This is a genomic window from Streptomyces sp. NBC_00083, from assembly GCF_026343295.1.
Classification (GTDB): domain Bacteria; phylum Actinomycetota; class Actinomycetes; order Streptomycetales; family Streptomycetaceae; genus Streptomyces.
Genome location: NZ_JAPELY010000001.1, coordinates 366085 through 388467, shown reverse-complemented (window position 1 = coordinate 388467; position 22383 = coordinate 366085). Strand labels below are relative to the sequence as shown.

Below are 22383 nucleotides of genomic sequence, written 5' to 3'. Positions count from 1 at the left end.
CCGGGGATGCCCCACCCCACCCCTTCCCGAAACCCTCCGGGGGCTGGGAAACGGGCTGAGGTCCAAAACCCTGGGGCTCCGCCCCAGACCCCGTTCGCGCCCGAAAGGCGCTCGTCCTCAAACGCCGGACAGGCTGAAGAGGCTCATGCGGGCTGGCATCGAGTAGTCGGGGGCGCGGGGAACTGCGCGAGATGAGGGCGCGGGTACACGCAGGCGGCGCTACGCCCCGCGGACCTCGCGTTGGCGGCTCAGGGCGCGGCGGAGCTCCGCCGGATAGGGGTGCTGGGCCCCGTACACCCGCTCCACGTCCCACAGCAGCCCCTGGAGCTGCTGATGCCCCGCCGCATGCTCCCCCACCGCGAGGAGCAGGTCTCCGATCCGGTGCCGCACGGCGAACGGGCGGGACGGGTCGGACGCCGCGTACAGCGCCTCGAAGCCGGGCAGCACCGCCCGGTACTCCGCCAGTGCCCCCGCCGTCTCCCCGAGTTGTTCGAGGCACTGCGCCACGTCGTGGCGGAAGTCGAGGGCCTGCGGGTCGGCGGGGCCCGCCTCCGCCGCGCGGTCCGCGGCGAGCCGGCGCAGCTCGGGCAGGGCGCGCCGGTACTGCCCGTCGTCCATCAGCGTCGCCGCGTACTGCTTGCGCAGGATCCGTACCACCGGCGACCGTTCGCCGTGTTCGGCCGCCGCGGCGGGCAGGATCGAGCCGAGGATGTCGACGGCCTGGGTGATGCGTCCCTCGCCGAGCAGCCGCTTGACCTCGTCGACCGCGCCCGCCACATCGGGCCTCGGCGGCGCCGTCGGCACGGGCGGCGCCACGGGGAGCGGGCCGGGCGCGGGGGTGGCGACGCGGTCCGGCCAGGGCGCGTGCGGGCGCAGGAAGGGGCGGGTCGGGTCGAGCGGCCCCGGCGGGCGGGAGGCCGTCGGGCCCGGCCCGCCCCGCAGCGGCAGGAGCGGCGCCAGCGCCTCGTACACCTCCTGCGCACAACTCGGCCTGCCCTGCGGGTCCTTGGCGAGCAGCCGCAGGACGAGCGCTTCGAGGGGCTCGGGCACCTCGGGCCGCAGCCCGCGGACCGCGACGGGCGCCTCGTACAGATGGCGGTGCAGCACGCCGAGGACGGTGGACCCCGCGAACGGGACGTCGCCGCTGAGCAGTTCGTGCAGGAGCACCCCGAGCGCGTACAGGTCGGTGTACGGGCCGACCGCGCCGCCCATCGCCTGCTCGGGCGCCATGTAGGCGGGCGAGCCGATGGGTGAGCCGGTATGCGTCAGGCGCGTGGTGTCGGAGTCGAGGACGGAGGCGACGCCCAGGTCGAGGACGGTCAGGGTGCCGTCCGGTTTCACCATCACGTTGCGCGGCTTGAGGTCCCGGTGGACGATCGGCACCGCGTGCACGGCGGAGAGCACCGCGCACAGCTGGGCCGCGACGGCCACCGCCCACGGCCAGGGGTAGGGCCCGTGCTCGGCGAGGTGGTCGGCGAGGTCGGAGCCCGCGACGTGCTGCATGACGAGGTACAGGTCGTCGCCGTCGCTGCCCGCGTCGTGCACGGTGACGAGCCCGGGGTGGTCGACCTGCGCGGTCACCCGGCATTCGCGCACGAAGCGGCGCCGCAGCTCCTCCGCCTCGTCGGCCCGGCCCGATCCGGCTACCCGGTCGGGGCGCAGCAGCTTCACCGCGACCCGGCGGTCGAGGCGGCGGTCGTACGCCGTCCACACCTGGCCCATGCCGCCCTGGCCGAGCAGCGCCGCCAGCTCGTACCGTCCGGCGACGACCCGCCCCACGGTCACCGGGCCTCGCCCTCGGTCCCCTTGCGCAGGTACTGCGACAGTTCGTCGAGCTCGGCCCTGACCTGGTCGATCCTGGGCGCGGCAGGCGTGCGTAGCTGTGGCGGCACGGGGGCGCCCGGTGCCGGGGCGGCGGGCATCGGAGCGGGCGCCGGGGACGCGCCCGGCACGGGGGTCTCGGCGTAGGGGTTGGCGTAGGGACCGAACTGCGGGGCCGTGGCGCGGGGTATGTGCGGCGGCGCGTATCCGACGGGCGGGCCGTAGGTGCCGGTCGCGGGCGCCGGACGCGCGCCGTGCCGGATGTCCGCGTACAGGAAGTAGGCCGTGGTGACGGTGGCGAGCGAGAGCAGGCCGATCATGCCGAAGTTCGACTTCCAGTCGTTCTCGTCGTCGCCCGATGCCACGACGAAGGCGAAGAAGACGACGTACAGCGTCAGTTGGCTCCAGAACAGCGCCCAGTGCGCCCGGCGCCGCGTCACGATCGCGAGCCGCAGCAGCGCCGTCCACGACAGCAGTCCGCAACTGGCCAGCGGTACCACCGCGAACAGCACGCGGAGCGCCATCGGCACCGCCCCCGTGGGGCGGGGCTGCGGCGGTCCATAGCCGGGGCCGTGCATCGCTGCTCCTGACACTGGGACGGATCGGTTCGGACCGGGTCGGGACGGGTGGCGGGCCGTGCCGTGCCGCGACCGGTGTCATGAGCGTATACACCGTCACTGACACCGGCCCCGGCGATCCCCGGGCCGGTATCCAACCGTCATCAGGAGCGGGCGGGCCGCGCCTTCCGCGCCGGTTCGGCCGCCGGGTCGAACGTGCCGTCCGTCAGCCCGTCGTGCAGCCCGCGCACGAGCTGGTCGCCGAGCCGCCCCGCGAGCCGCAGCGCGTCCTCGAACGCGGCGAGCGCGCGGAACCGCTCGCCGTAGCACCGCTGCTCGGCCAGGGGCAGCCGGGGCAGCTGGAGCCGGCGTACGTCGAGCCGGGTGGCGGTGGTGGCGTGGCTGCTGGCCTGGCGGTTGTTGGCGGTGCCGCGCAGGAACCCGGCGAGGAACCACGGGTCGAGGGCGGCGGGTTCGGGCCGCAGGAGCTGGAGGTTGCGGCCGAGCGCGGCGCCCGCGTGGGCGGCGTCCACGACCCGGGCGATCGCGCCGCCGCCCAGCACCGGCACCACGACGTCGCCGGCCCGGGTGAGCACCGGCTCCTCGGCGGGTCCTTCGGGCAGGACGCCCGAGGGGGCGGTGCCGGCCAGCACGTCGTGCTCGGTGAGGACGGGGAGCGGGGCGCCGTCCCCCGCGGTTCCGGCGCCGCCCGGCCGCAGCAGCAGCGCGCCCGCGCGGGCGAGTTCGCCGACGGTGGTGAGGGGCCAGCGGGCGCCGGGGGCGGGGGCCGCGGGTGCCGGGGTCAGGTCCGCGGCGCGGCTCAGGGTGGCGTCGAGCCGTTCGCGTACGGCGTCGAGCGCGGCGGTGCCGCCTTCGGCCGCGGGCGGTGGCAGATGGCGGGCGGGGGCCAGGTCCACGTCCTCGTCGAGGAGTTCGATGACCGGCACGGACCGGCTGACGCCGGGCTGCTCGGTGACGGTGCCGGCGCGGTCGAACGCGGTCCACGCGTCGAGCACCGCGGAGCGCAGGGCGGGCCAGGGCAGCCGGTCGCGGCCGCCGTCGACGGCGGCGCCCTCGACGCCCGCGGTGTCGACGAGGAGGAGTTCGGCGGCGGGCCGGGTGGTGGCGCCGGGCCTGCGCAGCACCCACAGGTGCAGCGGGATGCCGTACGGGGGCGCGGCCCCGGGCGGCAGCGCGACGACGGCGCGCAGGGCGCCGCGCCGCAGCAGGTCGGCGCGGATGCGGCGGCCCGACCGGCGTGAGGCGGCGGCGGGCGGCATGAGGAGGACGGCGGTGCCGCCTTCGCGCAGTCGGGCCAACGCGTGCTGCACCCAGGCGAGTTCGGACTCGGTGCGGGCCGGGAGGCCGTACTCCCAGCGCGGGTCGTAGGCGAGTTCGTCGTGGCCCCAGGCCCGCTCGTTGAACGGCGGGTGGCACAGCACGGCGTCGGCGGTCAGCTCGGGGAAGGCGTCCGCGCGCAGCGAGTCGGCGGCCGCGGTACGGATGCCGGCGGGGCCGGTGAGGGCGAGCCGGAGTCCGGTGAGGGCGGCGAGGTCGGGGTCGGCGTCCTGGCCGTGCAGGGCGTCGGCCCCGGGCAGCGCGCCGAGCAGGGTGCCGGTGCCGCAGGCCGGGTCGAGGACGGTCGCGGCGGGGCCGGCGAGCGCGGCCATCAGCTCGGCGGGGCCCTGCGGGGTGAGCGTGTACTGGCGGGGGTTGGCGTCGAGGTGGCGGCCGAGGAGGAACTCGAAGGCGTCCTGATGGCCGGTCTCGGCGGCGAGTTCGGCGACCCCGCGCAGCAGCGGCACCGAGGGGGTGAGGTCGGCGGCGCCGGGGGTGTTCACAGTGCGGCCGTGAACACCGGGGACGCGGCGTCGTGCGCCGTCCCGGCCGAACCGCTCGTCCAGCACCTCGTCGAGGAGGTGCGGCAGCCGACGGGCGAGGCGCGCGTCGGACAGCGGCCCCAACTCGACCCAGCAGCCGGGCCGGTGACGCAGCAGAAGCAGCACGCAGCCGCTGTGCACGAGCGCGGTGACGGCGCCCGCGGGGTGGCCCGACAGCTGTTGCCAGATCCGTTCACGCAGCGGGACTTCGACGAGTTTTCCCTGCTCACGCAGCCATTGCTCGACCTCGTGGAGCGCGAAGGAGGGGCTGGTGTCGGTGCCGCCGACCGGCTTGGGGAAGTCGGCGTGCCGGCGCCGCCAGTTACTGACCGCCGCCCGGCCGACCCCCGCGAGCCGGGCGATGGTGGCCGCGGTCACCTCTGCTGCGTGCTCCGGCACTTGGCCGCTCCCCTCGTGGCGTTGTGCGCAGAGCCTACCGAATACCGCGGAAGCACTCCATACACGCCGTGAACCATAACGATCAATGTACTGGTGTTGACCCGGTTCACAACTCTCTGCTCTGATGTGCCGCGGGCCACCGCACCTGCCGTCCCGCCCGGCCCCACCACCACCTCGCACCACCACGCCCCCAGGGGGAGTTCACACCATGCGCCGCCGCACGATCGTCACCACCACCGCGCTCTTCGTCTGTGCCACCACGGCCCTGACGGCCTGTTCGAGCTCCGGCTCCAGCACCGCGAAGGACTCGCCCGCCGCGAAGACGCCGGCCGCGGCGACCCCGGCCGCGAAGAAGGACCCCTTCGGGGGCCGCAGCGGGGGCCAGATATTCACCGACGCGATGAAGGCGGACCGCATGGCCCCCTCGCTGCGCCTCAAGGCGAACGTCACCGACGCCAAGGACGGCCCCACCAAGGTCGACCTGACCATGAACTCCAAGGGCGACTGCACCGGAACCATCGGGGCGGGCAAGGACGCCGTCGCCATGATCAAGGTCGGAAAGACCGCCTATCTGCGGCCCACGGGCACACACAAGTGGATCAAGAGCGACACCACGACCGGTCAGGGCAAGGACCTGGCCCCCATGTGCGACGTGAAGACCTTCCTCGCGGACCAGGGCGAGGACAACGCGGCCGAGAAGGGGCCGATCATCACGGTGGGCGGGGTCCCCGCGATGGTGCTCACGGAGAAGGACAGCGGCTCGGTCTACACGCTCGACGTGGCGACCACCGGCACGCACTACCTCCTGAAGATGGTCACGGTGGGCGGCGACGAGCCCGGAACCCTCGAATTCTCGGACTTCGGCCGGCCGGTCCACGCGGTCGCCCCGCCGAAGTCCCAGATCGCCGCGGGCTGACGACGCTCAGCCCGCCGGAAGCTTCTGGTCGGGGCACCCGTCGAGGACCGACTTCATCGCGGTCTTCTCGGCGTCGGTCAGCCACACCCCGTACTTCTTCTTCACCGCCACCTGGTCCGCCACGTACGTACAGCGGTACGCCTTGTACGGCGGCAGCCAGGTCGCCGCGTCACCGTCGCTCTTGCGGCGGTTGGCGCTCGCGTCGACGGCGATCAGATTGAGCGGATCGTTGGCGAACTCCGTCCGCTTCTGCTTGTCCCACTGCTGGGCGCCCTTCTGCCAGGCGTCCGACAGGGCCACCACATGGTCGATGTCGATCTTGCTGGCGCCGCGCTTGAAGGTGATGGACTCCCCCGTGTACGGGTCGTGCGCGAGCGTGCCGGACGAGACGTCGCACTTGTCCTTGAACTTCACGTCCGTCAGGTCCCGCTTCAGTATGTCCTCGCGGGTCTCGCAGCCGTTGTGGTCGGTGTCGCTCCAGCCCTTGCCGAACTGGTCCCGGCTGTACCCGGTCTTGGGCGCCCGCCCCTTCACGGTGAGCGAGTCGACCGCGGCGAGCGCGGATCCGGCGGCGCCCTTGGCACCGGGGGCGCCGCTCTTCGCGGTGGTGCCGGGCCCGCAGCCGGTGACGACGAGGGAGGCCGCGAGGGCGGTCGCGGGCAGGGCAATTCGGTAGATACGCATCAAAGCAGGCCATCCTGGCAGCAGTTGGCGGAACCTCGCAATCCTAGGTACTCCTACCCGGACGGACGCCGGTCAACGGCCCCGGACACGGACGAGGGACGGCCCGCACCGCGCGGACCGCCCCTCGTAACCCGTTCACCCCAGCTGTCTCACGACCCCAGGATCGTGGTGAGGAACTCGCCGGTCCACGCGAGCAGTTCCCGGCCCACCACCGGCTTGCCGCCGATCTTGCCCGCGGTCGGGCGCGGCACCAGGATCTGCCGGGTCGGCGCCTTGATGATCGTGCGCGGGTGGAGCCGCTTGAGGCGCAGCTCCTGCGACTCCCTCAACTCCACCGGCGCGAAGCGGATGTTGGGGCCCTGGAGCACGATCTCGCCGACCCCGCAGGCCCGCGCCAGCATGCGCAGGCCCGCCACCAGGAGCAGGTTCTCGACCGGCTCCGGCAGCTTGCCGTACCGGTCGGTGAGCTCCTCGCGCACCGCCTTGACGTCCTGCTCGGAGTTGGCCGACGCGATCGCCCGGTAGGCCTGGAGGCGCAGCCGCTCGCCCGGCGCGTAGTCGTGCGGTACGTGCGCGTCGACCGGCAGCTCGATCTTGACTTCGAGCGGCGCCTCCTCCAGCTCGCCGCCCTCCATCTGCGCCCGGTAGTCGGCGACGGCCTCGCCGACCATCCGCACGTACAGGTCGAAGCCGACCCCCGCGATGTGCCCGGACTGCTCGCCGCCGAGCAGGTTGCCCGCGCCACGGATCTCCAGGTCCTTCATCGCCACGTACATGCCCGCGCCCATCTCGGTGTGCTGGGCGATGGTGGCGAGCCGCTCGTGCGCGGTCTCCGTCAGCGGCTTCTCCGGCGGGTACAGGAAGTAGGCGTAGCCCCGGTCCCGGCCGCGGCCCACCCGGCCGCGCAGCTGGTGCAGCTGGGAGAGGCCGAAGTTGTCGCCGCGCTCGACGATGAGGGTGTTGGCGTTGGAGATGTCGATGCCGGACTCGACGATCGTCGTCGAGACCAGCACGTCGAACTTCTTCTCCCAGAAGTCGACGACGACCTGCTCCAGCTGAGTCTCGCCCATCTGCCCGTGCGCGGTCTGGATGCGCGCCTCCGGCACGATCTCGCGCAGCCGCGCCGCGGCCCGGTCGATGGACTCGACCCGGTTGTGGATGTAGAAGACCTGGCCCTCGCGCAGCAGCTCGCGCCGCACCGCCGCGCCGATCTGCTTCTCCTCGTACGGGCCCACGAAGGTGAGGACGGGGTGGCGCTCCTCGGGCGGCGTGGTGATCGTCGACATCTCGCGGATGCCGGTGACGGCCATTTCGAGCGTACGGGGAATGGGGGTCGCGGACATGGTCAGGACGTCCACGTTGGCGCGGAGCTTCTTCAGCTGCTCCTTGTGCTCGACGCCGAAGCGCTGCTCCTCGTCGACGATGACCAGGCCCAGGTCCTTGAACTTGGTCTCCGAGGAGAACAGGCGGTGCGTGCCGATGACGAGGTCGACCGAGCCGTCCTTGAGCCCCTCGAGCGTCGCCTTGGCCTCGGTGTCGGTCTGGAACCGGCTCAACGCCCTTACGTTGACGGGGAATTGGGCGTACCGCTCGGTGAACGTGCCGAAGTGCTGCTGCACGAGGAGGGTGGTCGGCACGAGGACGGCGACCTGCTTGCCGTCCTGCACGGCCTTGAACGCGGCGCGCACCGCGATCTCCGTCTTTCCGTAGCCGACATCGCCGCAGATCAGACGGTCCATCGGGACCGTCTTCTCCATGTCCTCCTTGACCTCGGCGATCGTCGAGAGCTGGTCGGGGGTCTCCGCGTACGGGAAGGCGTCCTCCAGCTCGCGCTGCCACGGCGTGTCCGAGCCGAAGGCGTGACCGGGCGCCGCCATGCGCGCGCTGTACAGGCGGATCAGATCGGCGGCGATCTCCTTGACGGCCTTCTTCGCGCGCGCCTTGGTCTTGGTCCAGTCGGCGCCGCCGAGCCGGTGCAGCGTCGGGGCCTCGCCGCCGACGTACTTGGTGACCTGCTCCAGCTGGTCGGTGGGGATGTAGAGCCGGTCACCGGGCTGGCCGCGCTTGGCGGGCGCGTACTCGACGAGCAGGTACTCGCGGGTCGCGTTCTGCACCGTGCGCTGCACCATCTCGATGTAGCGGCCCACACCGTGCTGCTCGTGCACGATGTAGTCGCCCACCTCCAGGGTGAGCGGGTCGATGGTCTTGCGGCGCCGGGCCGGCATGCGGCCGAGGTCCTTGGTGACGGAGCGCTGGCCGGTGAGGTCGGTCTCGGTGAGGACGGCGAGCTTGAGCGCCGGGTCGATGAACCCGTAGTCGATGGCGCCGCACGTCACCTGGACGACGGAGGGCGTCAACGCGTCGAGTTCGGGGTCGAGGCGGGCCGCGATGCCCTCGCCGCCGAGGACCTCCACGGTGCGCGACGCCGGGCCGTGGCCCGCCGTCACGTACACCGTGCGCCAGCCGTCGGCGAGCCACTGCTTGGTGTCGGCGAGGGCGCGCTGGGTGTCTCCGCGGTACGTCTCGGGGGCGTGCATGCCGAGCTTGAGGGTTTCGTCGTCCAGGTCCGCGGCGTCGGCGGCGAACGGGGAGACCGACCACCACATCATGCCGAGCTCTCGGGCCCGCTCCCGTACGTCGGCGATGCCCCACAGCGACGCGGCGTCCACGTCGATGGGCGCCTCGCCGCCGCCGGCGCTGGCCGCCCAGGACGCCTGGAGGAACTCCTGGCTGGTCGCGACGAGGTCCGCGGCCCGGGTCCGCACCCGCTCGGGGTCGCAGACCACGGCCATCGCGCCCTTGGGCAGCACGTCGATGAGCAGCTCCATCTCGTCGACGAGGACCGGCGCGAGGGACTCCATGCCCTCCACCGCGATCCCCTCGGCGATCTTCCCGAGCAGCTCGCCGAGCTCGGGGTGCGCCTCGGCGAGGGCGGCGGCGCGGGTGCGCACGTCGTCGGTGAGCAGCAGCTCGCGGCAGGGCGGCGCCCACAGGCCGTGCTCGGCGACCTCCAGGGAGCGCTGGTCGGCGACCTTGAAGTAGCGGATCTCCTCGACGTCGTCGCCCCAGAACTCGACGCGCAGCGGATGCTCCTCGGTGGGCGGGAACACATCGAGGATGCCGCCGCGGACCGCGAACTCCCCTCGCTTCTCCACGAGTTCGACCCGTGCGTACGCGGCGGCGGCGAGCCCCTCGACGATCTCGCCGAGGTCGGCGCTCTGCCCGGTGCGCAGGGAGACGGGGACGAGGTCGCCGAGCCCCTTGACCTGCGGCTGCAGTACGGAGCGGATGGGTGCGACGACGACGGAGACCGGGCCCGCCGCGGGGTCGTCCTTGCTGGGGTGCACCAGGCGGCGCAGCACGGCGAGGCGGCGGCCCACGGTGTCGCTGCGCGGCGAGAGGCGTTCGTGCGGCAGCGTCTCCCAGGAGGGGTACTCGACGACCTCGTCGGCGGGCAGCATCGCGCGCAGCGCCGCCGCCAGGTCCTCGGCCTCGCGGCCGGTGGCGGTCACGGCGAGCACCGTGCGCCCCGCGTCGCGCGCGAGGCCCGCGATGGCGAAGGGGCGGGCGGCGGGGGGTCCGACCAGGTCGATGTGCATCCGGTGGCCGTCGGTGGCGGCCTTCACCGCGTCGGCGAGCGCGGGGTCTCGTACAACTGCGTCCAGCAGACCGTGCAGGCTCATGGAGGGCATCCGTCCCGGGGAGTGGGCAACGCGAACTGCCCGACACGTCGTACGGGCCGGGTCTCCCAGCGTACGACGCCCCGGGGCCCCCTGCGCCCCGGGCCACCCCTGGGGCCCCTGCGCCCCGGGCATCCCCGGGCCCCCTGCGCCCCGGGCCCCCCTGGGCCCCTGCCCCTCGCCCCGGTCGCGCAGTTCCCCGCGCCCCTGGGTGGGCTGCCCTTGGCAGGGTGGCCGGCATCGGCATCCCTCCCCCTTAGCAGGGTGCCTGGCATCGGCATCTTCAGCCGGTCCGGCGTTTGAGGACGACCGCCTTTCGGGCGCGAACGGGGTCTGGGGCAGAGCCCCAGGAGCTTGGACCTCAGCCCGTTCCATAACCCCCGGAGGGTTTCGGGAAGGGGTGGGGTGGGGCATCCCCCGGGGCCTGGGGCAGAGCCCCAGCAACCCCGGCTTTCGTCTGCGGACCGTGCCCGCGTCTCGCGCAGTTCCCCGCGCCCCTAAAGACGTAGGGCACCCGGCGCCGACCGGTCGCGCCCGGTAGGGCACCCGGCACCGAGCGGATCGCCCGCGCCCACCGCGGCGGAGCCGCGCAAACGGCACAGGCCCGCGCCCTTGGTAGGGCACCCGGCGTCGACCTGCCGCGCCCCTGTAGGGCACCCGGAGCCGGCCGGACACGCCCAGTAGGGCACCCGGAGTCGACCGGTCGGGCGCAGGGGGGCCGAGGGGGGCCGAGGGGGGTGGGGGAAAGTTGGGGTGGGGTGTCAACCGGGGAGGGGGTGGTGGGCGTATACCCCGTGAGACCTGTCCAGCGCCACGGGAGCCGCATTGACCGACGAGGAGTTCGAGGAGTTCTACGCGCATGCCGTGAAACCGCTGGTGGGCCAGGTGTACCTGATGACGGGCGACCTCCACGAGGCCCAGGACGTCGTCCAGGAGGCATTCGTGCGGGCCTGGGGCCGCAGAGCCGCCCTGGACACGGGCGCCGGCCCCGACGCATGGGTGCGGACCGTGGCCTGGCGCCTGGCCATAAGCCGCTGGCGCCGCACCCGCAGGGCCGCCGAGGCCTGGCGCCGCCACGACCGCGCGCACCCGGACCCCGCCCCCGAACCGGACCCCGGCACCGTCGCCCTCGTCGACGCCCTGCGCACCCTCTCCGACCGGCAGCGCCGCGTCGCCGTCCTGCACTACGTGTGCGACCTGAGCGTGGACCAGGTCGCCCACGAGACCGGCATCTCCGCCGGCACCGTCAAGACCCACCTGTCACGCGCCAGGGCCGCCCTCGCGCCCCGTCTCCTGGAGGAGGAACACGGTGTCTGACGTCCACCGGGACGAGGAGTTCCTGGCCCGCGCCCTGAAGCGGGCGGCCGAGACGGGGGCCCGGCACGCCGTGGCCGAGCCCGCCGGACACGTCGCGGCCCGCGGGCTGCGCCGCCGCCGGCGCAACCTCGCCGCGCTCGCCGCCTGCACGGTGTGCCTGCTCGCCGGGTCCGGCGCCGCGCTCGGCGTACGGCTCCAGGAGAGCGCGCCGGTGCCGCCCGCCACCGTCCCGGCCGACGCCACACCCAGCGGCGCGGGTTCCGCGTCGGCCTCGCCCGCGCCGGGGCAGGGGTCGCCGTCCGCGTCGCCGGACCCGGGGGCGTCGTCGCCCACGCCCGGGACGAACGGCCTGCCCTCGTCGTCGCCCGGAACCGACGGCGGCTCCCCGTCGTCGTCCGGAACCGACGGCGGCTCCCCGTCGTCGTCCGCACTGCCGGACACCGTGCACGCCTCACGGCCCGTGCCGCCCGCCGGCTCCCCCTCGGCGTCCACCCCGCCCGTCACCCCGACCGGCACCGCCACCCCGACCTTCCCCGCCCGCTGATCCGAGGAGCCCACCATGTCCGGAGTCCTGCTCACGCTGCCCGACCAAGGGACCGCCGACGGCTCCTCCGGAGCGGGTGAACACCGGCGACAAGGCCGCCTGCGGGGGCGAATACTCCCGCGGCGGGCAGCCGACCCCTATCTGCTCGCCGCCGCACTGTTCGCCGCGTACACCGTGCTCGGGGTCGAGCGCTACCGACGGATGGAGACCCTCTCCTGGGACCTCGGCATCTTCGAGCAGGCCGTGCGCGCCTACGCCCACCTCCAGGCGCCGGTCGCCGATCTGAAGGGGCCCGGCACCAACATCCTCGGGGACCACTTCAGCCCGGTGACCGCGCTGCTCGCGCCCGCCTACCGGCTCTTCCCCACCCCGGTCACCCTGCTCGTCGCGCAGGCCGCCCTGTTCGCGCTGGCCGCCGTCCCGGTGACCCGCGTCTCGGCCCGGCTGCTGGGGCGCGGCCCCGGCCTCGCGGTCGGGGTCGCGTACGGACTGTCCTGGGGGATCCAGCGCGCCGCCGACTTCGACTTCCACGAGATCTGCTTCGCCGTCCCGCTGATCGCCTTCAGCCTGGAGGCGGTGCTGCGCGGCCGGTGGCGCGCGGCGCTCCTGTACGCGGTGCCCCTGGTCCTCGTGAAGGAGGACCTGGGCATGACGACGGCCGCGCTCGCCGTCGTCGTCGCGGTGCGGGCCCGCCGCGTCTCGCCCCGTGCCGCCCGCTGGGCGCTCGCCGTGGCCGTCCTCGGGGTGGTGGCGACGCTGGTCACCCTCACCGTCGTCATCCCCTCCTTCAACACCACGGGCGGCTACGACTACTGGAGCAAGGTGGACGGGGGCGACGCGGCGGGCCCCTTCGCCGCCTGGCACCTCAAGCTGCGCACCCTGACCTGGATCCTGCTCCCCACCACCGGCCTGCTCGCCCTGCGCTCCCCGCTGCTGCTCGCCGCGCTGCCCACCCTGGGCTGGCGCTTCCTGTCGTCGGACGACCACTACTGGTCGACGGCCTGGCACTACAGCGCCGTCCTGATGCCGGTCGTCGCGCTCGCGCTCACCGATGCGGTGGCCACCGCGCGCCACAGCCCGCGCGCCTGGCTGCGCACCCACGCCCCGAAGCTGCCGCTGTGCGCGGCCGTCGCGGCCCTCGCGCTCACCCCGTCGCTGCCCCTCGAAGCGCTCACCGAGCCGGGTACGTACCAGAAGAAGCCCCAAGTGGCCGCGGCGGAAGCCCTGTTGGCGCGGATCCCGGACGGGGCGACCGTGGAGGCGGACATCGGCCCGATCGCCCGTCTCACCTCGCGCTGCCGGGTCTTCTGGGTGGGCTCCGCCCGCCCGGTCACCCCGCGGTACATCGCGATCGACAACTCCGACGGGTGGGCGGGCGACCCCGTCGAGTACGCCACGACGCTGCACCCCGGCGCCCGTTACACGGTCGCCGGGGTGGCAGGGGGCTATGTGCTGATGAAGCTCCAGTCGTGACGGGCGCCGCGGTGGTGCGGTGCGTCAGTCCGTCGCGATGGCGTTCAGGACGTTCATGCGGCCCGCCCGGAACGCCGGGACCAGCGCGGCGAACAGACCCACGAACGCGGAGGCCACGAAGACGGTGACGATGGTGGGCCAGGGGATCTCCAGGACCCCCATGCCCTCCAGGGCGAGCAGCTTCTGCGCGGTGGTGCCCCAGCCCATGCCGAGCCCCAGTCCGAGCAGCGCGCCGAACAGGGCGATCACCACCGACTCCAGGCGGATCATGCGGCGCAGCTGCCGGCGCGAGAGGCCGATCGCCCGCATCAGGCCGATCTCCCTGGTCCGCTCGACCACCGACAGCGCGAGGGTGTTCACCACACCGAGCACCGCCACGACGATGGCGAGGGCGAGCAGCCCGTACACGATGTTCAGGAGCTGGCCGATCTGGTCCTTCAGGCCCTTCTTGAAGTCGGTCTGGTCCTGCACCTTGTACTGCGGATAGGCCTTGAGCGACTCCTTGAGCGCGGCGTAGGCCTGCTTCGCCCCGCCGTCCTCGGCCTTGGCGAACATGATCGCGTTCTTGGGCATCCGGTCGGCCGGCAGGTACCGCGCGACGGTCGTGATGCTGGTGTACATCGCGCCCTTGTCGACGTTGGTGTCGTCCGAGGTGATCGCCGCGACCTTCAGCTTCGCGGTGCTGCCGCCCTTGAAGGCGACGGTCATCGTGTCGCCGACCTTGACGCCGTGTTCCTTGGCGTAGGCGTCGCCCACCGACATGGCGCCGTTGCCGTACGCCGCCGCCAGGTCACCGGCGACGGTCGTGCGCCGCAGGTCCTGCTGGTAGGTGGGGTCGGCGGCGGTGACCTGGTCGTCGGCGGCCTTGCCGTCGGGGGCGGTCAGCTTCGCGTCCACCGACTTGTAGTTGGTGACGTGGGCGAGGCCCGGCGTCCTGCGCACGGCGTCCGCGGCCTGCGGCACGATCGGCTGGTCGGCGCCGGAGGAGACGATGAAGTCCGCGCCGACCGACTTGTCGAGCTCGTCGGTGGCCGAGGCGACCATCGAGGAGCCGACCACCGACAGGCAGGCCACCAGGGCGAGCCCGATCATCAGGGCCGCACCCGTCGCTCCGGTACGCCGCGGGTTGCGCAGCGCGTTGCGCTCGGCCATCCGCCCGACGGGGCCGAACATCCGCAGGACGAGGGCGCTGATCACCCGCACCACACCGCCCGCGAGCAGCGGTCCGACGACGACGAAGCCGATCAGGGTGAGCACCACGCCGAGCCCGAGCAGGCCCGAACCGGCCGCCGCCTTCGAGGAGTTGGCGGAGGCGAACAGGGCGGCGGTGCCCGCGCCGGTCAGGACGAGCCCGATGGCGGCACGGATCGCGCCCGCCTTGCCGTCGGCCGGGGTGCCGGCGTCCCGCAGCGCGGCCATCGGCGAGATCTTTCCCGCGCGTCGGGCCGGGACGTAGGCGGCGACGACGGTCACCACGACGCCGAGGACCAGCCCGATGACGGGCGTCGTCCACCGCACGGTGAGGTCGCCGGTCGACAGCTCCATGCCGATGGAGCCCATCAGCTTCATCAGACCGACCGCGAGACCGACGCCCGCGCCGACCCCGAGGAGCGAGCCGACCACGCCGAGCAGCAGCGCCTCCACCAGCACGGACCGGTTGACCTGCTTGCGGCTGGAGCCGACGGCGCGCATCAGGCCGATCTCGCGGGTGCGCTGGGTGACCAGCATCGAGAACGTGTTGACGATGAGGAAGATGCCGACGAGGAAGGCGATCAGGGCGAAGCCGAGCATCGCCCACTTCATGACGTCGAGGAACGAGCCGACACTGGCGCGGCTGTCGTCCGCCGCCTCCTTCGCCGTCTGGAGCTTGTACGGGCCCGAGCCGAGCGCCGCCGCCACGTCCCGCTTGAGCTGGGGGTCGCTGACGCCGTCCGCCGCGGTGACGTTGATCTGGGTGAACTGACCGGTGCCGCCGAGGAGTTCACGCTGCGCGGTCGCGGTGTCGAAGTAGACGACGGCCGCGCCGGGGTTGGTCACCTTGAAGGTGGCGATGCCGGTGATCTTCGCGGTGAAGTCGCCGGTGACGGCGATGGTGCGCAGCTCGTCGCCGATCTTGAGGTGGTGCTTGTCGGCGGTGTCGGCGTCGACCATCATCTCGGTCGGCCCGCGCGGGGCACGGCCCGAGGTGATCTCCATCGCCTTGAGGTCGTTGTCGGTCCAGTTGCCGGCGATGGTCGGGGCGCCGTTGGTGGAGCCCACGTTCTCGTTCTTGGCGTCGACGACGGTGACGCCGGTGCTGCCGACCGCGCCCTGCGCCGTGCGCACGCCGGGCACCTTGGCGACCTTGGCGACGAGCGAGCCGGGCAGTGCGTCGGGCTTGCCCGTCTGCGACGGGGCGCCGTCCGCGGTGGCCGACTTGGGGCTGACGGTCACGTCGGCCGAGGTCGCCGCGAACAGCTTGTCGAAGGTGGTGTTCATGGTGTCGGTGAAGACGAGCGTGCCGCAGACGAACGCCACGGACAGCAGGACCGCGACGCCCGACAGCGCCATCCGCCCCTTGTGCGCGAGGAAGTTGCGCAGCGAGGTCTTGAGCACGCTCATGACGTACGCCCCCGCGCGTCGAAGTCCTTCATCCGGTCGAGGACGGCCTCGGCGGTGGGGCGGAGCATCTCGTCGACGATGCGGCCGTCGGCGAGGTAGAGCACCCGGTCCGCGTAGGAGGCGGCCACCGGGTCGTGGGTGACCATCACGATGGTCTGACCCAGCTCGTCGACGGACTGGCGCAGGAAGCCGAGCACCTCGGCGCCGGCCCGCGAGTCGAGGTTTCCGGTCGGCTCGTCACCGAAGATGATCTCCGGCCGCGCCGCCAACGCCCGTGCCACGGCGACGCGTTGCTGTTGGCCGCCGGAGAGCTGGGTGGGCCGGTGCTTGAGCCGCCCCGCGAGGCCCACCGTCTCCACCACCCGGTCCAGCCACTGCGCGTCGGGCTTGCGGCCCGCGATGTCCATCGGCAGCGTGATGTTCTCCAGCGCGTTCAGCGTCGGCAGCAGGTTGAACGCCTGGAAGATGAACCCGATCCGGTCCCGGCGCAGCTGGGTCAGCTTCTTGTCCTTGAGGCCGGTGATCTCGGTCTCGTCCAGGTAGATCTGACCGCTCGTCACGGTGTCGAGGCCGGCGAGGCAGTGCATGAGCGTGGACTTGCCGGAGCCCGACGGGCCCATGATCGCGGTGAACTGCCCCCGGGCTATGTCGACATCGACGTGATCGAGCGCCACGACCCGGGTCTCCCCCGCCCCGTACGCCTTCACGACCTGGCGCGCCCGAGCCGCGACCGCCGTACGTCCTCCGGTGCCGCCGGTGCCCCCGTGCCGGGGAATGGTCACAGCCGTTGTCACGGTGATTCTCCTAGGTCATTTTCAGCCAGTCGCTGACGTACGTCTTGAGTCTCGGGCAACGCGGGGCCTTGCGCCCTGGTGCCCAGCGCAGTCTTGAGGTGGGGTTTTCCCCACCCCGCCCGGTGGGCTCGCTCCCCCTAAAACCAAGGTAAGGAGAGGGCGGGGCGCGTCACCTCCTCCGCCGGGACGACCGCCCCCTGCCCCGGAGTAGGGCCCACCCCCTAGGGGCTCCCGTCCGGGGGGTGCGGGTGCGCCGCAGGTACGCCTACGAACCGTGCCCGGCATTCGCGCAGTTCCCCGCGCCCCTAAAACCCGACTTCGACCGCGAGCCGGTGGGGGGTGCTCGCGCAGTTCCCCGCGCCCCTTAGCTCTGGCGGTGGTCGACGGGGTGAGGGGACCGGGCGCTGTGCACGCCGGGTGCGCAAGACGTGCCAGGGGCGCGGGCACTGTGCGTGCCGGTTCGCACGACGTGCCAAGGGCGCGGGCACTGTGCATGCCGGTTCGCACGGCGTAGCCAGGGGCGCGGGGAACTGCGCGAGCAACCACGCACGGACTGCAGACAAACGAGGCCTCAGGGGCGCGGGGAACTGCGCGAGACGTGGGCACGGTCCGCAGGCGGAGGCAGCTTCAGGGGCCGGGCCGGCACCCTCGGTCGGCTGTCTGCGGCCGGTGCCGACCAGGGGCAGGGGGGCAAGGGGGCATGGGGCCGAAGGGACTGGAGCGGTTCGGGGGCGGCCCGTCAGGGCAAAGGGGGGCGGCCCGTCAGGGCGAAGGGCGGCGGCCCGTCAGGGAGGACAGGGCGTCGCGTACGTGCGCCATGTGCGCCCGCATCGCCACCCGCTCAACCTCATGCTCAGCCACCACCCCCTCCGCCTCCCCCACAACCCGCCCCGCACTCGCACCCGCCTCCGCCAGCAGCTCGTCCGCGCGCGCCTGCGCCGCCTCCTCCGCGCGCCGCGCACCCTCCTCCGCCTCGGCGAAACCACGCCGCGCGCCGTCGAGCGCCGCCTCCGCCGCACGCGTCAGCTCCGCGACCCGCGCCTCCAACTGCCCCTCGCGCGCCGCCCGTTCGCGTTCCTCCGCGACCAGCGCCTCCGCATGGTCCCGCTCCAGCTCGGCCAGCTGCGCCTCGCAGCGGCGGACCGCGGCGGCCAGCTCTCCGGCCGCCTCCGTACGCATCTGCTCCGCCTCGCCGCGCGCGGAGCCCCGTACCTCGTCCGCCTCCGTACCGGCCGCGAGCAGCCGCCGCTCGGCCCACTCCTGCGCGTCGGCGAGCACCGCCTCGCTGTGCGCCCGCGCCGCGTCCCGCGCCGCCCGGCCCGCATCCTCCGCGGCACGTACCTCGTCGGCCGCCGCCTCCTCCGCCGCGGCCCGCAGCTCGTCGGCCTCCTCGGCGCAGAGCGCGTACAGCTCACGGGCCTGTCCGCCGAGCGCCTCGTACGTCTGCGGCGCGAGCCCGGCGACCTGCTCGCGCAGCCGCGCCGCACGCTCGGTCAGCTCGTCGGCGAGCACGGCGAGCCGCGCCTCCCGCTCCCGCGCCGCCTCCGCCTCCCGTACGAGCCGGGCCACCGCGGGGTCGACCTGGTCGGGACGGTAGCCACGACCCCGGCCGGTCCCGAACGGCCGCGCCGACGACGGCACCGATGCTGCGCTCATCCCGAAAGCCCTCTCTCCCGCACCCCGGCCGATCGAAACGAAGGGGCCGATATGGCGACACTCCGCCCACATGACACGGTCAAGGATGCGTCAATCGGCGTCAGAAAGGGACATCGCGTGAAAGCGGGACGACGGACGAGGGGAGCGACCACCGAAACGACCACCGCACCGGCCGCCGGAACGGCCGAGGCGCCCACCACGACCCGCGCGGTGAGCGCCTCGACACGACCACGACCACGGCAGCAGCGACGGCCGCGGCAGCGGTCAGAGCAGCCCGTCCCACATCTGCTCGAGCAGCACCGACCACCAGCTCTCCGGCGACGCCAGCGCCGCCGGGTCGAGCGCCGCGAGCTGCGCCTGGAAGTCGACCGTCCAGCGGCCCGCCTGCTCCGGGTTGAGTCCGAACCGCAGCCGCCACATCCGGCCGAGCAGCGCGAGGGACCGTACGAACTCGGGCAGCCCCGAGTTCACGAACTGCGGCGGCACCGACTGACCGCCGGGCCCCGCCTCCACCGGCACCGCCACGATGTTCGCGGTCCCGTACTGGACACAGATCGCCCGCCCGAAGTCGGAGCCCATCACCAGGTACGAACCCGCGTCCGCGGCCGGCTGCACCCCGCGCTGCTGCGCGAGCTCCGCCAGCGTCGGCACCGGCTGGCCCGGCACGGCCTGCGCCCAGAAGAACGGGCCCAGGTCCACCGGAAGCCCCGCCCACACCAGCGTGACCGCGACGACCTCCGGCACGCCCTGACGCGACACCGCGCGCTGGTCGAAACGGAACACGCCCTGCGCACCGAACGCGCCCGCCAGCTCGTGCGCCACTCCCTCCGGCGGCAGGGGTGGCACCGGCTGCACCGCCGGAATCGGCGCCCGCACCGGCTGCGGCCGGGCGGGCCCGTCCGCGACCTGCGCCAACTCGCCCTGGTGGGTGAGCAGATGCTGCACGCCCTGACGGCGCGAGCCGTGGTCCTTGCCGTACGGGGCGACATGCGTGATCCGCACCTGCGGCCACTGCTCACGGATCATCCGCGCGCAGTAGCCGCCCGGCAGCTCGCACGACTCCAGCTCGGTGTGGAGTTCGAGGACGTGGTCCGCGGGCACGTTCATCGACCGCAGCTCATGGAAGATCTGCCACTCCGGGTGCGGAATGCCCGGCGCCGAACGGCGGATGAGCTGCTGCTCGGAGCCGTCGGGCGCACGGTAGCGCAGCACCGCCTGGTAGCCGGGGCCCACCGTGGGCAGCCCCGCCGGGGGCTGCTGGGGATAGCCGTACGCGGGCGGCGGCTGCGGCACCGCGCCACCGGGCGGCATGCCGGGCGGCCCGGGAGGCTGCGGCACCCCGCCACCGGGACCCATCTGCCCGGGACCCATCGGCGTGGGGCCCGCCAGCATCGTGGCCGCGTGGTGCACACCGCCGCCGGGAGCACCCGGCGCGCCGGGAGCGGCGGGCGGCAGCGGAGCACCGGGCCCACCCGGGGCACCGGGCTGACCGGGCGGCAGCGGCGCGCCCGGGGCTCCCGGCTGACCCGGGGGCATCGGCACGCCCGGCCCGCCGGGACCCGCGGGGCCCAGGTGGCCGGGGTCGGCGAACATCGTCGCGGCATGGTGCACACCGCCGGGCGGCGTCTGCGGCACACCGGGAGGCGCGGGCGGCACCGGAGCACCCGGCCGGCCCGGGGCCCCCGGAGGGCCGGGCGGCACAGGGGCACCGGGCGGACCCGGCGGCACCGGCGCCGCGAGGCCCGACTGACCGCCGAGGCTCGGGTCCGCGAACATCGTCGCGGCATGGTGCACGTCGCCCCGCGCGGGCGGCGGGGTCGGCGAGCCGGGCGGCCGGGGCGGCTGCGCCCCCTGCCCCTCCGGCCCGAGCTGCGACACGAGCTGCGTGGGCAGATAGCCGCCGCTCGACGCACCCGGCGGCGGCGTCGAACCCGGCACCGGGCCCGCCGTGGGAACGCCCGGACGGGCACCCGGAGTTCCCGGCGCGCCGGGCGGCGGCGGAGTCGTCGAACCCCCGCCGCGCGAGGCCCGCGCACCCGGCGGCGGACCGACCGCCTTGCTGGTCGCGGCGTCCGCGATGTCCCCGGCGCCCGGCGGCACGGCGGCCGAGGGCGCGGGGTGCGCGACGGGCGGGGCCGCGGGCCCGACGGGCGACGGGGTCGCGCCCGGCTGCGGGTCGTACGCGGACGGCGCCGCGGGCGGCGGGGTCGCACCCTGCGCCGGAGCACCCGGCATGCCCTGCGCGCCCTGCTGCGGGTCGTAGGCGGGCGCGACCGCGGTCGGGGGCAGCTGGCTGCCGCCCGACATCAGCGCCGTCTTCGCCTCGGGCAGCACCCTGGGCGGGGCCGCGTCGGCACCGTCCGAACCGGACAGGGCGGGCGCGTACACCGTGGCGGGCAACGGCACCGAGCCGTCGTCCGACCCGGCGTTGGTGTCCGTGCCGGCCCAAGGAGTGGCCCCGGCGGAAACGTCCGCACCGGAACCCGGACCCTGCGGCGCACCCACACCCACACCCGCACTCGCACCCAAACCGGAAGCGGAACCGGACGGGGAAGCGGCGGCGGCCGGCCACGCGGGCTCGGCGGGCGCCGACGGCGCGGCGCCCACGGGCCCCGCGGGGCTGCCGGCCGCACCGGAGGCGGCGGCGCCCTCGCCCCGCCGGTCCGGGATGCCCAGCCGGTCGGCCGCCTCCTGCAACCACTCCGGCGGGCTCAGCAGGAACGACGTCTGGTTCAGATCGATGCGTGCCGGAGGCTCCGGCGCCGCCGGCGCGTTCTCGGGCACCCCGTACTCCTCCTCGTACCGGCGGATCACCTCACCCACCGGCAGCGCCGGCCACAGCGAGGCGTCCCCGCTGTCCCGGGCGATCACCAGGCGCTGCGCGCCACCGTCGACCGAGGGCCCGTTCTCCCGGTCCTCGGCCCACACCACGAAACCCAGCTCGAACTCCCGCACCCGCACCTCACGGTGCTGATACGCGGGCACATCGCCGTTGATCCACTCTTCCGCGCGCTCCTGCGCCTGAGCGAAAGTCACCATCGGCCGGCTCACTCCCCTACCGAGGTCGTCTCGACGACGCGCGCGAAGCCGCCGTCCACCATCAGGTTCGCCACGGTCTCCAGCTCCGGCGGATTGCCCGCGAGTCGCGCCAGGAACGCGTCGAAGTCGTCACCGCAGGGCAGCAGCAGCCGCTCCACCCGCTCGTTCACACTCAGCCCGTCCTGGTCCCGGGCGTCGTCGTACGCGCAGAACCACACCGAACCGGTCGCGGCCCCGCGCACCTTCACGGCGAGGATCCCGCCCTGCACGAAGGCGACGCCGAGATAGTCCTTGGTGAGGTGATCACGCAGACACTTGTTGATGTAGACGAGGTCATTGACGGCCGCCTCGTCGCGCACCGTGAAGAACGGCTGGTCCACCAGGAGCCCCAGCTCCGCGTCGAGCGCCGCGCCGACCGGGGCGCAGCCGCCCGCCGCCTTCAGGAACGAACGGTAGGCACCCGGCAGCCGGTACCCCAAGTCCTCCTCGACACCGAGGAGTTGGGACTCCGACACCGCCACCGAACCCTTCGGCAGACCGAAGTGCGCGGGCCGCGTCTCCTGCAACGGACGCGTGCCCCGCTTGCCGTGCTCGACCTGCGCCGTCGCCAGACCGCCGAAGTGCCGCAACAGCGCCTTCACCTCGACCGGCACCAGCTCCAGCCGGCGGCCGCCCGCCACGTGGTGCCACGTCCAGCCGTGCGGCGTCGCCACCGCGGCGATCGTGTCCCACAGCTCGTGCCCCGACGCGGCCAGCGCCGCGTTCGCCGACACGTAGTCGGTCAGGCGTAGCTCGTCCACCCCGAACCCCTCGGGCGGCTCGGCGATCTCCACCGCCGCGCGGGCGTACGCGGAGAAGACCGGGAAGCCGTTCTCGTCCACCCGCACCCCTCTGGGATGCCGGGCGGCCCTTACCGGGTCCGGGAAGTGCACGACCTGCCCGGCGTAGGCCGCGTTCGGTGGCGCGGCATGCTGCCCGAGCCGACCTGTCGTCATGGCGGTTGCCCCCTGCTGCGTACTCCT

General features: G+C 73.9%; 14 protein-coding genes. 4 read left to right on the top strand and 10 right to left on the bottom strand.

What is annotated here, in order from left to right:
• Window positions 1-219 precede the first annotated feature (219 nt).
• The 3 genes from OOJ98_RS01720 to OOJ98_RS01710 all read right to left on the bottom strand — a co-directional run bounded on the left by OOJ98_RS01720 (window position 220) and on the right by OOJ98_RS01710 (window position 4657).
• Window positions 220-1785 carry a serine/threonine-protein kinase gene (locus OOJ98_RS01720; RefSeq protein WP_323177873.1) on the bottom strand — a complete coding sequence of 522 codons (1566 nt, stop codon included), beginning with the start codon at window positions 1783-1785 and terminating at the stop codon, window positions 220-222.
• Window positions 1782-2399, bottom strand: a complete 618-nt coding sequence (locus tag OOJ98_RS01715; protein WP_267052822.1) for a hypothetical protein — start codon at window positions 2397-2399, stop codon at window positions 1782-1784. Before OOJ98_RS01715 ends, OOJ98_RS01720 begins: the two co-directional genes overlap by 4 nt.
• Before the next feature lie 143 nt (window positions 2400-2542).
• Window positions 2543-4657 carry an N-6 DNA methylase gene (locus OOJ98_RS01710; protein ID WP_267052821.1) on the bottom strand — a complete coding sequence of 705 codons (2115 nt, stop codon included), beginning with the start codon at window positions 4655-4657 and terminating at the stop codon, window positions 2543-2545.
• 208 nt (window positions 4658-4865) lie between these two features.
• Between OOJ98_RS01710 and OOJ98_RS01705 the strand changes: the two genes are divergently transcribed.
• A complete protein-coding gene (locus tag OOJ98_RS01705; RefSeq protein WP_267052820.1) occupies window positions 4866-5573 on the top strand; it encodes a hypothetical protein in 708 nt (235 codons plus the stop codon).
• Between the two features lie 6 nt (window positions 5574-5579).
• Here OOJ98_RS01705 and OOJ98_RS01700 read toward each other — a convergent pair whose 3' ends face one another.
• Together OOJ98_RS01700 and mfd are read right to left on the bottom strand one after the other, a co-directional pair.
• Window positions 5580-6257 (bottom strand): HNH endonuclease family protein, encoded by a 678-nt coding sequence (locus OOJ98_RS01700; RefSeq protein WP_267052819.1) that lies wholly within the window; start codon window positions 6255-6257, stop codon window positions 5580-5582.
• Window positions 6258-6406: 149 nt separating this feature from the next.
• Window positions 6407-9940 (bottom strand): transcription-repair coupling factor, encoded by a 3534-nt coding sequence (gene mfd / locus OOJ98_RS01695; RefSeq protein WP_267052818.1) that lies wholly within the window; start codon window positions 9938-9940, stop codon window positions 6407-6409.
• A gap of 822 nt (window positions 9941-10762) precedes the next feature.
• Here mfd and OOJ98_RS01690 point away from each other — a divergent pair.
• The 3 genes from OOJ98_RS01690 to OOJ98_RS01680 are packed head-to-tail and all read left to right on the top strand — an operon-like array spanning window position 10763 to window position 13271.
• On the top strand, window positions 10763-11254 hold the full coding sequence (locus tag OOJ98_RS01690; protein WP_267052817.1) for a SigE family RNA polymerase sigma factor: 492 nt from the start codon (window positions 10763-10765) through the stop codon (window positions 11252-11254).
• Window positions 11247-11798, top strand: coding sequence for a hypothetical protein (locus OOJ98_RS01685; protein WP_267052816.1), 552 nt, complete (start codon window positions 11247-11249; stop codon window positions 11796-11798). The genes OOJ98_RS01690 and OOJ98_RS01685 overlap by 8 nt, the downstream gene beginning before the upstream one ends.
• A 15-nt stretch (window positions 11799-11813) precedes the next feature.
• Complete coding sequence (locus OOJ98_RS01680; RefSeq protein ID WP_267052815.1) at window positions 11814-13271, top strand: DUF2079 domain-containing protein; 1458 nt, start codon at window positions 11814-11816, stop codon at window positions 13269-13271.
• A gap of 24 nt (window positions 13272-13295) precedes the next feature.
• On the opposite strand, the gene OOJ98_RS01675 is transcribed toward OOJ98_RS01680, so the two are convergent.
• The 5 genes from OOJ98_RS01675 to OOJ98_RS01655 form a co-directional block, all read right to left on the bottom strand.
• The gene (locus tag OOJ98_RS01675) at window positions 13296-15872 is read right to left on the bottom strand and encodes an ABC transporter permease (protein WP_267052814.1); all 2577 of its coding nucleotides are present in this window, start codon (window positions 15870-15872) and stop codon (window positions 13296-13298) included.
• A complete protein-coding gene (locus OOJ98_RS01670) occupies window positions 15869-16666 on the bottom strand; it encodes an ABC transporter ATP-binding protein (RefSeq protein WP_267052813.1) in 798 nt (265 codons plus the stop codon). The genes OOJ98_RS01675 and OOJ98_RS01670 overlap by 4 nt, the downstream gene beginning before the upstream one ends.
• Before the next feature lie 762 nt (window positions 16667-17428).
• Window positions 17429-18322, bottom strand: a complete 894-nt coding sequence (locus OOJ98_RS01665) for a cellulose-binding protein (RefSeq protein WP_267052812.1) — start codon at window positions 18320-18322, stop codon at window positions 17429-17431.
• Between the two features lie 264 nt (window positions 18323-18586).
• Complete coding sequence (locus OOJ98_RS01660) at window positions 18587-21361, bottom strand: SUKH-4 family immunity protein (RefSeq protein ID WP_267052811.1); 2775 nt, start codon at window positions 21359-21361, stop codon at window positions 18587-18589.
• 8 nt (window positions 21362-21369) lie between these two features.
• Window positions 21370-22356, bottom strand: coding sequence for an HNH endonuclease (locus OOJ98_RS01655; protein WP_267052810.1), 987 nt, complete (start codon window positions 22354-22356; stop codon window positions 21370-21372).
• Between the last annotated feature and the right edge of the window lie 27 nt (window positions 22357-22383).